Raw genomic sequence first — 13,544 nt, 5'->3', positions numbered from 1 at the left:
TGTTATATTTTTTGTAGCTTGCCCTCTAAATATTCCGCTCATCATTGAGTATATACGATGAAATTCAGGGAGTTAATCCGACAGGAACAAGATATCGCCTTTGTAATCGGCAACGGCATCAATCGATATCCTAACAATCCAAAAGCGTTATCTTGGGAGGAATTACTTCTTAAGCTATGGCATAAGTTTTCTCCAGACGTCTTTAACTTCGTCCCGAAAGGCATTACAACCACCGAATTTTATGATTTGCTAGACTTAGCTAGCATAGAAACCGCTAACAGCCCATTTCAAATTCAGAAAGAAGTAAGTCGTCTACTGAGCGGTTGGCAGCCGTTCGATCATCATGTTTCATTCGTACAGTGGGCCAGGCAGCATGAAGCACCTATTCTTACCACCAATTTTGATCTTACATTATCTTCACTGCCCTTCATGCAGCAATACCGTTTTAAAACGACGTCTTTCACTGACTTTTATCCTTGGTCAACCTATTTCTCGGATCACGAGTTAAAAGATCCGTTGAAAGGTTTCGGAATATGGTTTATTAATGGACTTGTCAGCTACCATAGAAGCATTCGTCTAGGTCTTTCTCATTATATGGGATCCATTGAAAAAGCAAGAAATTACATCTATAAAAGTCGCACAGGCAGTCTCTTTAACAATAACAGTCAAAAGATTTGGAGTGGAGGTAATACATGGCTCCAAGTCTTCTTTAATAAGCAGTTATGTATTTTCGGTTTAGGGTTGGAAGAAAATGAAATTTTCATCCGATGGCTTTTAATAGAACGCGCAAAATACTACCGAAAATTTCCCGGCAGAAGAAAAAAGGCCTGGTATATTGCTCCTAAAAACGAAAAACCGGACGACCGAAATCTTGGTAAGATTCAATTTTTACGAGGAATCGGTATCAACTTGATTGAAACCAACAACTATGGAGAAATTTATAACGAGCCATGGCTCTAGGCCAATCACTATTCTTTTTTTACAAAAAAATTATATTGGTTTTACTTTTCTCCCTCTAAAAAGCAAGATATTTGCCGCAAATCCCCATAAGGAATTATTTTTTAGTGTCTGCTACTCACCTATAAATATTTGTTAATGAATTTCGTCGGAAAGATACTTTTCTCTACCCGAACCATGGGTTTTATGTTGTTGTTATACGCTTTCTCGATGGCGGTAGCTACATTTGTCGAAAATGATTACGGCACGCCTGTGGCAAAAGCCCTCATTTACAACAGTTGGTGGTTCGAGTTGATTATGGTCATACTCGTGCTTAATTTCATCGGAAACATAAAACGCTATCAATTAATCCAGCGGAAAAAGTGGCCATTATTAGTTTTCCACCTGGCATTCATATTAATCTTCGTCGGCGGAGCGATTACCCGTTATATCAGCTTTGAAGGTTCTATGCATATCCGTGAGGGGGAGTCCAATAATGAAATTATTTCCGATGCTTCATTTTTTAAGGTACAAATTACAAATGGTGAAGAAGCCTTAGCCTATAAAGATGTACCGGTCATTCTAACATCTCGTCAGGTTCCCTTTTACTTAAAGCCTTTTCAAAAGGAATATGCTGCAGAGTACGATTTTATGGGACAACGTTTAAAAATGCGTGTCTTGGATTACATACCGAGAGCCCAAGATTCGCTGGTAGCGTCGTCAACAGGCAAGAACATACTACATCTCGTGACCTTGATCGAAGGTAAAAGAGAGAACAAATATATCCCTTCGGGTAGTGTACAACTGATCCAGAATATGCTAGTCAGTTATAACAAGGAAACACCGGGGGCAGTAAACATTCAAGAAGAAGCTGGAAATCTAGTTATCAATTCGCCGGTAGGTGGTGGCTATATGATTATGGCGTCACAGGAAAAGGGTGAACTCCAAGCAGAACGGAAACAACCTTTTCATCTTCGTAGTTTGTACACGCTAGGAAGTTTAACTTTTGTTATACCTCAAGCACCATCCAAAGGTGAGATTATTCATTTTGAGGGCGATAAGCGTACGCATGAAAACGAGGCTGACCTGGTTAAACTGGAACTCTCAACCAATAATGCCACCGATACCGTATCATTTTATGGAGGAAAAGGTATCACCAGTTTTCAACATCAGTCAGAAATAGGTGGTCTAACCGTGTCCATAGGCTACGGCTCAAAAATATATTACACACCCTTTGAACTTAAACTTCGCAAATTCAAAATGGAAAAATACCCCGGAAGTAATAGTCCTGCCTCCTATTCCTCCGATTTAGCAATTGTAGAAAAACAGTCAGAGACACCATATACCATCTATATGAACCATGTGTTGGATCACCAAGGTTACCGTTTCTTTCAATCAAGTTTTGACCCGGACGAAAAAGGCACCGTTTTGTCAGTTAATCATGATTTTTGGGGCACTACCACCACCTATATAGGTTACACATTTCTATTTCTAGCCATGTTTGTTACTTTGTTTTGGAAAGGAACTCGCTTCTCTAAGCTAAATGAGCAGTTAAGCGCTTTATCGAAGCAAAAGGCGTCGCTTTTACTCCTTTTGTTTATGCCATTTGGCGCAAGTTATGCACAGGAAATAGACATGCATGGTCCGTCCAGGGGAGATCAGCTATTGAAAAGCGACGAACAGGGGCATCAACATCAGCATAACCATGTACATACGCATGATTCGGCTGTCCAATCAGAAAACCGGCCCGATCTTTCAATGCCTGTACCTAGCAAAATACAAGACCCTGCTCAATTCGCAGCGTCAGTAAAACTAAGCAAATCACATGCAGCTAATTTCGGAAGCCTTCTAGTACAAAATTTTGACGGAAGAATAGAACCCATCAATACCTTGGCACTGGAAATCTTGCGGAAACTTCATCACAAAGATCAGTTTTACGAATTAGATGCCAATCAATTCCTTTTGTCTGTATCAACACAACCTTTTGATTGGGCACAAGTCCCGTTAATTAAAGTAAATGCAAAAGGTGGGCCGGAGCTGTTAAATCGTGTAAAAGCGGACCCTAAGGGGTATACATCGCTACTTAACTTAATCACGCTCAAGGATAATAAAGCGACCTTCATTCTAGAAGATGAATACCAACAAGCATTCGCGAAAAAGCCTGCTGATCAAAACAGCTATGACAAAGAGCTTATTGAACTGAATGATAAATTACAGGTTATGCAGTATCTGATCAGTGGGCAATATCTACGGGTGTTACCTATCCCGAATGATCCAAACAATACTTGGGTTGCTTGGGGTAGTGAACATGCAAATCATAATACCGATGTTAAAAATCCTTTCGCCGCCTATCTTAAAGAAGTCATCTATGCACAAACCACACAAAATTGGCAGCAAGCCGATCAACAGTTAGAAAAATTAAAGTCGTTGCAAAAAGAAATAGGCAAAGAAATTATTCCATCGGAAGCAAAAATTAACTGGGAAATCCGATACAATTCATGGAATATCTTCTTTAAGCTTATGATTGCTTACGCCTTATTGGGAAGTCTAATTCTTGCGTTAGCCTTTGTTAAGCTTTTCTCGGAGGCCAGATTTGTGAGTCGATTAATTTCTTTTCTACTCGTCGTTGTAACAATTGCGGCCAGTTTACAGGCACTTGGTCTAGGCATCCGATGGTACATCTCCGGTCATGAGCCCTGGAGTAATGGCTACGAGGCGGTTATGTTTATTAGTTGGATTGGGATACTTTCCGGCCTTATCTTATATCGCAATAGTAATGCCTTTATCCCGGCAGCGGGATGTCTTATAGCTGTGATATTAATGGGCTTTGCACACGGCGGTTCACAGATGAATCCTCAGATTACACCATTAGTACCCGTTCTAAAATCCTATTGGCTAATGATACATGTCGCTATCATTACTTCCAGTTATGGATTTTTCGGCCTAAGCGCGCTAATTGGTCTTGTGACGCTCATTTTGCATATTATAAAAAACAAAAAAATAGCTTTGAAGGTCAGTGCATCTCTAAATGAACTAACAATTGTAAACGAAATGTCCCTCACTGTCGGACTGTTCTTATTAACTATAGGCACATTCCTGGGCGGCATATGGGCAAATGAAAGTTGGGGCCGCTATTGGAGCTGGGACCCGAAGGAAACTTGGGCTTTTATTTCCATTATATTATATGCTTTTGTTTTGCATGTTCGTTTAATTCCTGGATTGAAAAGTAAATTTTTGTTTAATTTGCTCTCTTTGCTAAGCTTTTCGAGCGTGATCATGACCTATTTTGGGGTTAACTATTACCTTTCGGGCTTACATTCGTATGCAAAAGGAGATCCCGTTCCCATCCCATCGTGGGTATACATCACGGTAACATCAATTTTTGCGATTGCCTTCATTTCTTATTTTCGATATAAACAATTTGGAAAAAGCAGCAACGAAAGCCACCCTGTTGGAAGGAAAACGGCGTTTGAACGTGCCTGACAAGAGCAATATCACATGTCGTATTTAGTTGTTATAACGTTAGTTGGTCTCTTTATTGTTAAAAATAGTTAGCTTTACCGTATGCTTACAGATGAAATAAAACGCTATATTGATAAAAGCGTCCTATGTTGGCTTGCCACGGCTTCACGAGAAGGAGTTCCTAATGTTTCCCCGAAAGAGATCTTTACTCATTATGGGCAAAACCTGCTAATTGCTGATATTGCATCTCCCCAATCTATTAAAAACATTATGGAAAACGATAATGTCTGCATCAGCTTTATTGACATTTTGATACAGAAGGGATGGCAATTAAAGGGAAAGGCCACAATTATTGATTCAGGTCATCTACATTTTAATTTGTTGCTGCAACCCTTAACTCAAATGACCAAAGGAAAGTTCCCAATAAACAATATTATCTCTGTCCAAATAGAAAAGACTAAGCCGATATTCGCTCCCAGCTACATCCTATATCCTGGCACAACAGAGGAAGAGCAAATAAAAAGCGCCATAAAAGCATACAAGCTTTAAAATTCAACCTTGAGAAGAAATAATACAAGGGTATTCATTTTCTCTATCTGGCATTAGCGCGATCTTATTTCCCTTCTCATAAATAAATAATAGGAACCTGCAAAACATAATATAGTGACAGCTACTAAACCGGTAAGTTGTGGCCACACAATGGCGAGGCTTTCACCGATCGGCAAGGGACTTGGTATTGCACCGTAAACCTGTTCCATTGTTAATGGACCCAAACTCCGAACAGAAGGCATCAAAAGCGTCGTTGTTGCATCGCTGTAGAGTTGGCTAGGTACTATGCGCAGTAAATCGCTGATCAGCTTTTGATAGCTTAGGCTTTGATAAGTGTCGGCTGCCGCGGTAGGTATAATTGCCTTAGCGATAAGACTAATAATTATTTGATAAAAAACAGTGAAGAATAACCAAACGGCAATGGCGGTCAATGCAGATGTTGCAGCTTGTCTAAATCGTATGGAAAAAAATATGGCCAGATTTAGCCAAAAAGCCACATAAAGTATACTGAGAAAAAGAAAAAGAAAGATTCTGAGGAGTTCCTGAGGAGTTGGCGGAATACCAATAATAATGATCCCTAAGCCCATAACTCCCAGACCCAATGCAAAAAAAAGTGTACTGATTACGATCAAAGCCCCTGCAAACTTCGCGTTAATTAGATAATCGCGATGAATCGGCTGGGCCATAACTCGACTCAAAGTGCCGGCATTCTGTTCAGAATTAATGGCATCAAAACCCAGACTAATCCCCAAAAGAGGGCCCAAAAAACCAACAAATACATGAAAGGGAGGTAAAGATCCATCAGAAAGTGTGAACAATTTTAAAAACAGAAAGGCGCTTTCCGGGTCACCCGGTTTAGCAACAGCCTTACTGATACCGCTCATAGATGTATATAACGAACTAACACAGGTTAATAGAATAAGCGAAAGTAAAATGATAAAGCGCCAACTTCTAATATGGTCACTGACCTCTTTGGCTACCAAAACTCTGAAAGGGTGAGCAGGTCTTCTCTCTTCCCGATTCGGAGAAATAAGGTTCAAATTCAATAATTTATACATACTTCTGTTCTCCTTCAAAATAACGCTGATAAATTTCGTCTAAACCATATTGTCGCTGATACAAGTGTGTCAGATCAATATCTGAACGGACAATTGTACGTGCTATAGCAGCTGTTTTATCCGTTGAGCACCCAATCAATAATCGATTTTGCTCATACTTAACGCTATTAATTCCATCGATCTTCCCCAGGTCGTTCATCAATTGATGTGGTTTTTCCAACTCGTGCCAAGCGATACCTGCCTCTACCGTAAACACTTCGCTACTAAAAAGTTGTTTTGAAAGTTCGGGTATAGTGCCATTGGCAATCAATTTGCCATTAACAAAGATCCCTACCCGATCACATACCTGTTGTACTTGATGTAAGTGATGAGATGAGAGCAAAACAGTAAGTCCCTGTTCTCTACTTAACTGAACAATCAAGTCTAAAAATGCTTTGACACCACTCGGATCAATACCGAGTGTCGGTTCATCCAAAATAATTACTTCCGGTCTTTTAATCAAAACATCTGCCAAGCCAAGTCGCTGACGCATTCCTCTAGAGTAAGTTCCAACTTTTTTATTAGCCGCATCTATCAACCCTACTCGATTCAACAGATCTAAAGCTCTGTCTCTTGCTTCAGTCCACGTTGCGCGATTAAGTTTAGCGGTGAAAATCAGATTCTCCAATCCGGTTTGATTATCATAAAACCCGACATTATCCGGTAGATAACCGACTCGTCTTTTTACTTCAATGGGATTGACAGTGGAATCGATATTGCAAACTTTAATCGTTCCTGTCTTTGGCTCAGTCAGTCCCAGCATCATTAAAATTGTCGTCGACTTACCGGCACCATTTGGTCCTAAAAGGCCATATATTTCTCCCTTTCGAACCGCGAGATCCAAGTTATCAACGGCCTTCAATGAACCGTAACATTTTGTAACACCTTTTAATTCGATAACTTCTTCCACCGCCTATCTCCTTCCGTACTTACGAATTAGGTAATATACACAAGCAATAGCCGCTAAAATGATCATAATGCCCAACCATCCCCACAGTAAAGAAGTTTCGACGGATATACGAAACGAGGCTTTCGAAGATATCTCCGGTGTTTTTGCTTCCAATTCCGTCACATAATCACCCGCAATGGCCTTCTTATCCGCTTTAATCGTTGCGAAGACGTCTACGGTTGCCCCAGGTCTTAGCAAAGGAATTTTTGCGGGTTCGAAAACGACATCCCAGTTTGCCGGAGCAGAAAACTTCATTTCGACATTTTTTAAATCAGCCGAACCGCTGTTTTTTAGTGCGAGCTGCACCCTTTTACTTTCACCGGCTGTAACATCGGTGCTTAGTAAGCCGGTCGGTGTGGTCAGTTCCATTTTATAAGATCCCTTGATCACTACTTCGAATTCCAAATTAGCTGATGTATTCGCTGTAGTCGCCAAAACAGGCACTTTGTAGGAACCTGCCTTCGTTTCATCAGGCGGATCTATTTCAACCGTAATGTTTTGGGTTTGGTTAGCTACCATATCTACCGAAGAAACCTGTTTGCCATTCGCCTTAAAGGACACATTCCATCCCGGAAGTGCTTGCGCCGTTAAGGCATAAACTTGATTATCTGCGGTTTGATTTCTTAAGGTCGCATTAAAGGTAAACATTGAATTGGCTGCCCCCTCCATATTTCTTTGATCAGACGAAAACCCGGTCTTATAGCCTCCCTGCTCCGATACCAGCACAGTCAATGGCAAAGAAGCATATCCTTTAGCTTGCACCCGAAATTGGAAAGCGCCTTTGTTAACCTTCACCGGAACATTAACCTTTAAGTTAAAGCTTTTCTTTTCCTTCGGAAGAACAGAAAGTTGCGCCACATCCCAATTGCCGGATTTCAGTTCATAGCTCCAATCTTTTGGCAAGCCGACAACTGAAATATCACTGGTTTTTATTGCATTGCTGTTGTTAATTAAATCAATCGAATAATCGATCGATTCTCCGGGTGGTACTGAAATTTTCGGATACGGCGTATACAATGAAAGACCTTGGGCCAGGCAATTTTCATAAAAACTATAAGGCAATAGCCCCAACAGGAAAAATAAAATGGTAAAAAATGAATACAATCGTTTTGCACGCGCTAACATAAAAAAAAATTTATAATTTTTAACACTAACAGTACAAAGTGGTTAGGCTTTCAAATCGTGGGCTCCGAGCTAGACCAACCATTTAGCCGAGCTTGCCAAATGAGTCAGATTTGAAATGCGGCAGCTAATTTATTAAAAAGATACATTTTTCATAAATTGAAATAAAAAAATTATAATGCTGAAGAAAATAGTACCAATGACACTACAAATATTGCAAGATGGGCTGATCAGCAGCCGCCCAAGCTAACGTCTTTAGTTTTTCTTTTGGTAACCATATTGCATGCAGGTGTTCCACCAATGTAACCTCACGTGAAGTTGAATTACAGTGAAAAGCAGTTAGTGTGATCATAAAATCGGGATATTGATGATTAACAACAGCTATTTTTCTATTTACCGTAATACATAATGCCAACTCCTCATCTATTTCTCTAATCAGCGCATCTTCGTCCCGCTCACCGCGCTCTACTTTTCCACCGGGAAATTCATATTTATAGCTTAGATAAGGGTAATTGTGTTCACCTTTTTGCGTGCAAAGAATAGCTCCTTTATGCTCTATGACCGCCGCAACAACTTTATAATGTTTCATCTCCCTATTTCAACCATTGTAAAAACTTAAGGCATTTTTATTTAGACACCGAAAATAAAAGAAAAATCGGACGCCTCAATTCGTGAACCATATCTGGATAATTTTTTAACACGGATACTGATGGTTTTGGTTCGCAAAGTCTATTAATTGTAAAACCAGCATCCAATAAATTTGATAAATAGGTCTCAACAGTCCGATGGTATTTTATAACATCTTCATTTAAAAACCTAGTCTTCCTGAGCCCTTCACTAAAGTAATGATCGATGGGCCAGTGCATCCGATTTTTCTGCTCATCGTAAAACCAATCTTGAGAAGCCATGGCAGTAAAAACAGGATGTTCGACAGAGAAAACAAAAGTACCGCTAGGTACTAAACAATGATAAACATGCTCGCAAACCTGTTGAAAATCGCTCACATAATGAAGTGCGAGCGAACTAATGACGACATCAAAGGTAGCCTCGCTAAATGTTATGTCCTCAATGGCTACGCACTCGTATTGGATATTCTGATCTTGCGTCAGTTCTTTCGCTTTTTCCAGCATTTTCTTAGACAGATCTATTCCGGTGACCCGCTTCGCTTTCTGTTCCATTGCATAGCGGCAGTGCCATCCATAACCACAACCTAAGTCTAGCACAGTTTTGTCAGCCAAATCCGGCAACAAGGCTCGGAAAGCAGGCCACTCACCCGCAGCTTCAAGACCGGCTGTAGAACGTGGCATCAAACCGTAGCTCGCAAAGAAGTTAGGATCATCATACTTATTTTCTTTCATGGTAAATCGTCCGTATTGTAAAAGTAAAAATGAGCGCTTATGTTTGCAATTATAACCATTCTAAAATACATTTATGCGATTTAAGATATTAGACAAAATGCAAGCGATCGCATCCGCTCAGCTAAAAGCTGACATTTGAGTTAAGAGGAAAGCGTTGTAATAATTTTGTCAAGCGCTTTTTAGAAATCAACTTTGAATAACCAGGCAATCTGCTTTTTTGTAACAATCTTAGGCACAGACCGTAATATACCATTACGAAACCTACACCAAAATGGGCTTTCCCAATGCGCCATCCAGCCAAGTAGCCTCGATTGCCATATGATGCGTTTAGTTCTTTTAACTCTTCGTTTTTCATATTGCTTAAGTGCTGTGGCGAGGTCGCTTTGCGTGGCAAGACACTGGGCTAAAACCACCGCGTCCTCAATCGCCTGACAGGCGCCCTGCCCCATATTAGGCGTTGTGGCATGTGCTGCGTCCCCCACAAGAACGATATTATCCTCGTAGACGAAATGCTGAAGCGGCTTAATATCAAATACATCACTCCAAATAAGTTGTTCCGGAGCTGTACTGCGAATAATTTCAGCTATTGGAGTATGCGCGTTTAAAAAACTGTCTGCCAAATCTTTGGGCTTCATTTCTCTCATGCAAGAATCGTTTTCTTTCGCATTCATACAGCAATACCAATAAATACGATTGTGAGACAAAGGAGACATACCAACTCTTCCCGCAGCCGTCCAGGTTTCCACAGATGCCATTTCATTTAAGGGGATGTTCGGATTTTCAATAACCGCACGCCAACAGGTATAACCTGCATATCTCGGCTTACTATCAGGTATAAGCTGTTGCCTTACGACTGAGCGGATACCATCTGCTGCGATCAACAGGTTGGTAACCGAGCTAGAACCGTCCGAGAAACAAAGAATGAGGTTTTCCTTTTTCCTCCTGAACGAAAGCAATTCTCTATTTAAATGTAATGAGTTGGGCAACAATCTACTTAAAAGCACTTCATGCAACTCCGAACGGTGAATCACCAAGTTTGCATTTGCAAAATCGGGTCCTAATAATTCCGTATCCTGATTACTTATAATTTTCCCGTCAGCATCAAGCATACGAAGGGAAGTGACCTGATGTCCTTTCTCAAAAACAGCCTGTTCTATTCCCAATCTTTTCAATCCCAATATGGCATTGGCTGCAAGTCCTATACCAGCTCCAACAGGCTTAATCACTGGCGCAGCTTCATAAATACTAACATCCAAGCCTAGGTTTTGCAGTGCCACGGCTGTGCATAAGCCGCCAATTCCTGCTCCTACAATAGCAACCCTCATTATACACCAAAGGTACTGAATGACTAGAATAAAAATTGCCTAACCATGAATCTTTATTAGTTTCTCGTCTACCTTTAAGTCTTGTTTACTCGTAAAACCTGTCACATTTGAAAGGACGTATTTAATAACCTCCAATCGGGCCTGCTTTTTATCATCCGTAACTACTTCGACCCAAGGGGATTTCTTGCTACCGGATCGTTTCAACATTTTATTTATATAATGGGTATAATCATCCCACTTTTCTTGTGCCTTTTCATCCAGATCCCCAACCTTCCATTGTTTCATCGGATCCTTTTGTCTATCTTCCAGTCGCTCCAGTTGCTCGTTCTTTGAAATCGTAAGAAAAATTTTCATCATAATGATTCCATCATCGATGAGTAGGTGTTCCAACGAATTTACTTGTTCCATAAACGAGGTGTATTGTAAGTCAGAGCAAAAACCAAATACAGGTTCCACAACAGCTCGATTATACCAGCTACGATCAAAAAACACGATTTCTCCGCTGGTTGGCAACTGTTTTATGTATCGTTGGAAATACCATTGACCTTTCTCCTCTTCTGTCGGTTTTGGAAGTGCAACTACACGTATTTTTTTCGGATTCAGTTTAGCGATCATTCTGCTGATTGTTCCTCCTTTTCCTGCCGCATCTCGTCCTTCAAAAATTAGCAGTAATCGTTTTTTATTTTCGATAACATATTGCTGCAAGCGAAGCAACTCAAACTGTAAAGCAGAAAGTTCTTTTTCGTAGGCGAGTTGCTTCCTGAACTTCTTCTCCTTGATGATATCGTTTGCGACTAGAAAATCCAGTATTTCCTCGCTTTTATTGATTCTTTCTAAATCACTAAGATCAAATTCGGCCATAATTTATTGCGGTAGTTTATGTTAGCTGTTATTCGTTCTGTTATCAATAAGTTTTAACAAAACGATTCTTGCTAATATACATTTTCTTCTTTATAAATTTGGTTTAGTACCTTCGCTTGAGCGATGAATTAAAAACTTACACATGAGAGTACCATTTGGCAGGCCCGGCCATTCATCTACACCTTCTTTCAATATTCATTTTTTATCAGAAAGTGCCGTTACCATTGAGTTTGGGCAAGAAATTGATGAAATGACCTTTAACCGAGTTCACCAATTCGATGAGCTAGTAAATCGTTTACCATTCGAAGGTTTTATTGCCACCGTCCCCGCCTATACTTCATTAGCTATTTTCTATGATACCATACAGGTTGTCCAAGCAAAACAGCTTTACGGCCTGAATAGTTTCGAACGAATTTCCAATTACTTAATTGAGTTGCAGCAACAGGCAATTCCGATAAATGAAATAAAAAAGGAACCTATTCATTTACCCATATGTTATGAGGAAGAACTTGGACCGGACTTAGCATATGTAGCTTCGTATCACAATATATCGACTCAGGAGCTTATCAAGTTACATAGTAGTACAACTTATAAGGTTTATATGATCGGCTTTGTTCCCGGCTTCGCTTATTTAGGCGGCACCCCCTCACTATTGGAAACACCAAGAAAGAAGATTCCGCGCAAGCAAGTACCGGCAGGCTCAGTCGGCATAGCAGGGAAGCAGACGGGCATCTATCCTCTGGAAATTTCCGGAGGTTGGCAAATCATTGGTTGCACCCCCCTGCGTCTCTTCGATATTAACCGATCTTCCCCGAGCCTATTGCGAGCCGGCGACGAGGTTATTTTCGATACAATTGATTTACGCGAATTTAAACGCCTGAGGAGAAGCAATGAAAGTTAAGATTTTAAAACCCGGCATACTCAGCACTGTACAAGATTTGGGGAGAAACTTTTATCGTGCCCAAGGAATTCCCTCTGCCGGAGCGATGGACTCACTTTCTATGCGGCTAGCAAATCTTAGCTTAGCTAATGCGATTGACGCGGCTGTGATAGAAATAACGTACGCGGATGTATTGTTAGAAGCCGAAACCGATCTTTTAATCGCATATTCCGGCGGGGGGGCCATTCTTTATGCTTCGGATCAAGTTTTACCTGATAATCGCCCTCTTTTTGTCCCAGCCGGACAAAATTTAGCATTTCGACATCACAGTTCGGGTTCAAGGACCTACTTAGCCATCGCGGGAGGTTGGGATGTTCCGATTGTTTTGGGAAGCAAAAGCACTTATATAACCGGCAGATTCGGAGGCTTGATGGGACGTGCTTTAAAAAAGCAAGATTCGCTTAAAAACGCAAACAACTTAACTACATCGACTTTGCGCCTATTATCGCACTTAAAAAGTACGAAAATCAGTTTTCCTAACTGGAGCATTGATAAAGAGCACTTTATGCCGCTTGACAAAAGAATGATCAGGATTGTTCCGGGCAAAGAGTTTACTTGGTTTCGAGCCGATTCTTTGCTAAATTTTTTGTCCGCTAGTTATACCTTGAGTCGTGATTGCAACCGCATGGGATATCGCTTTGAAGGGCCTTTATTGCAGCGTTCCAGCCAAATTGAACTACTTTCCACAGCGGTTGCACCAGGCACTGTACAGGTAACACACGACGGCTCCCTCGTTCTATTAATGTCAGACGGGCAAACAACGGGTGGCTACCCGCGTATTGCACAGATAGCACAAGTTGATTTACCACTTTGCGGACAATTAAAGCCCGGAGATTCTATTCAGTTTTCGGCCATTAGTCGTATAGAAGCTGAAAAGCTATACATGAATAGAGAAAACGAACTTAAAAAGCTTGCTGTTGCGCTAAATATGATCATTTAGAAACA

The 13,544-nt window shown here is 40.7% G+C and carries 12 protein-coding genes; 5 read left to right on the top strand and 7 right to left on the bottom strand.

Going from position 1 to position 13,544, the window contains the following annotated elements:
* The first annotated feature begins 57 nt into the window (after positions 1 to 57).
* The 3 genes from FKG96_RS11025 to FKG96_RS11015 all read left to right on the top strand — a co-directional run bounded on the left by FKG96_RS11025 (position 58) and on the right by FKG96_RS11015 (position 4,947).
* On the top strand, positions 58 to 960 hold the full coding sequence (locus tag FKG96_RS11025; protein WP_130857227.1) for a hypothetical protein: 903 nt from the start codon (positions 58 to 60) through the stop codon (positions 958 to 960).
* Positions 961 to 1,095: 135 nt separating this feature from the next.
* Positions 1,096 to 4,419 (top strand): c-type cytochrome biogenesis protein CcsB, encoded by a 3,324-nt coding sequence (gene ccsB / locus FKG96_RS11020; protein ID WP_130857226.1) that lies wholly within the window; start codon positions 1,096 to 1,098, stop codon positions 4,417 to 4,419.
* 81 nt (positions 4,420 to 4,500) lie between these two features.
* Entirely contained in the window at positions 4,501 to 4,947 is a 447-nt protein-coding gene (locus FKG96_RS11015) for a pyridoxamine 5'-phosphate oxidase family protein (RefSeq protein ID WP_130857225.1), read from the top strand.
* Between the two features lie 53 nt (positions 4,948 to 5,000).
* On the opposite strand, the gene FKG96_RS11010 is transcribed toward FKG96_RS11015, so the two are convergent.
* From FKG96_RS11010 to ppk2, 7 genes are all read right to left on the bottom strand, one after another.
* The gene (locus FKG96_RS11010; RefSeq protein ID WP_130857224.1) at positions 5,001 to 6,005 is read right to left on the bottom strand and encodes an ABC transporter permease; all 1,005 of its coding nucleotides are present in this window, start codon (positions 6,003 to 6,005) and stop codon (positions 5,001 to 5,003) included.
* Positions 5,998 to 6,954, bottom strand: a complete 957-nt coding sequence (locus FKG96_RS11005) for an ABC transporter ATP-binding protein (RefSeq protein WP_130857223.1) — start codon at positions 6,952 to 6,954, stop codon at positions 5,998 to 6,000. The genes FKG96_RS11010 and FKG96_RS11005 overlap by 8 nt, the downstream gene beginning before the upstream one ends.
* Before the next feature lie 3 nt (positions 6,955 to 6,957).
* Positions 6,958 to 8,118: an NEW3 domain-containing protein gene (locus FKG96_RS11000; RefSeq protein WP_130857222.1), complete on the bottom strand. Its 1,161-nt coding sequence runs from the start codon at positions 8,116 to 8,118 to the stop codon at positions 6,958 to 6,960.
* A gap of 202 nt (positions 8,119 to 8,320) precedes the next feature.
* Entirely contained in the window at positions 8,321 to 8,704 is a 384-nt protein-coding gene (locus FKG96_RS10995; RefSeq protein ID WP_130857221.1) for a (deoxy)nucleoside triphosphate pyrophosphohydrolase, read from the bottom strand.
* Positions 8,705 to 8,741: 37 nt separating this feature from the next.
* Positions 8,742 to 9,473, bottom strand: a complete 732-nt coding sequence (locus tag FKG96_RS10990) for a bifunctional 2-polyprenyl-6-hydroxyphenol methylase/3-demethylubiquinol 3-O-methyltransferase UbiG (protein ID WP_130857220.1) — start codon at positions 9,471 to 9,473, stop codon at positions 8,742 to 8,744.
* 179 nt (positions 9,474 to 9,652) lie between these two features.
* On the bottom strand, positions 9,653 to 10,798 hold the full coding sequence (locus FKG96_RS10985; RefSeq protein ID WP_130857219.1) for an FAD-dependent monooxygenase: 1,146 nt from the start codon (positions 10,796 to 10,798) through the stop codon (positions 9,653 to 9,655).
* A gap of 39 nt (positions 10,799 to 10,837) precedes the next feature.
* Positions 10,838 to 11,659, bottom strand: coding sequence for a polyphosphate kinase 2 (gene ppk2, locus FKG96_RS10980; protein WP_130857218.1), 822 nt, complete (start codon positions 11,657 to 11,659; stop codon positions 10,838 to 10,840).
* A gap of 142 nt (positions 11,660 to 11,801) precedes the next feature.
* Here ppk2 and pxpB point away from each other — a divergent pair, with 142 nt between their 5' ends.
* Positions 11,802 to 12,560, top strand: coding sequence for a 5-oxoprolinase subunit PxpB (gene pxpB / locus FKG96_RS10975; RefSeq protein WP_130857217.1), 759 nt, complete (start codon positions 11,802 to 11,804; stop codon positions 12,558 to 12,560).
* A complete protein-coding gene (locus FKG96_RS10970) occupies positions 12,550 to 13,539 on the top strand; it encodes a biotin-dependent carboxyltransferase family protein (RefSeq protein ID WP_130857216.1) in 990 nt (329 codons plus the stop codon). The genes pxpB and FKG96_RS10970 overlap by 11 nt, the downstream gene beginning before the upstream one ends.
* Positions 13,540 to 13,544: the final 5 nt, after the last annotated feature.

It is taken from the genome of Olivibacter sp. LS-1, from assembly GCF_008245145.1.
Taxonomy (GTDB): Bacteria; Bacteroidota; Bacteroidia; order Sphingobacteriales; family Sphingobacteriaceae; genus Olivibacter; species Olivibacter oleidegradans.
This window is presented reverse-complemented; position numbering and strand designations above follow the sequence as displayed.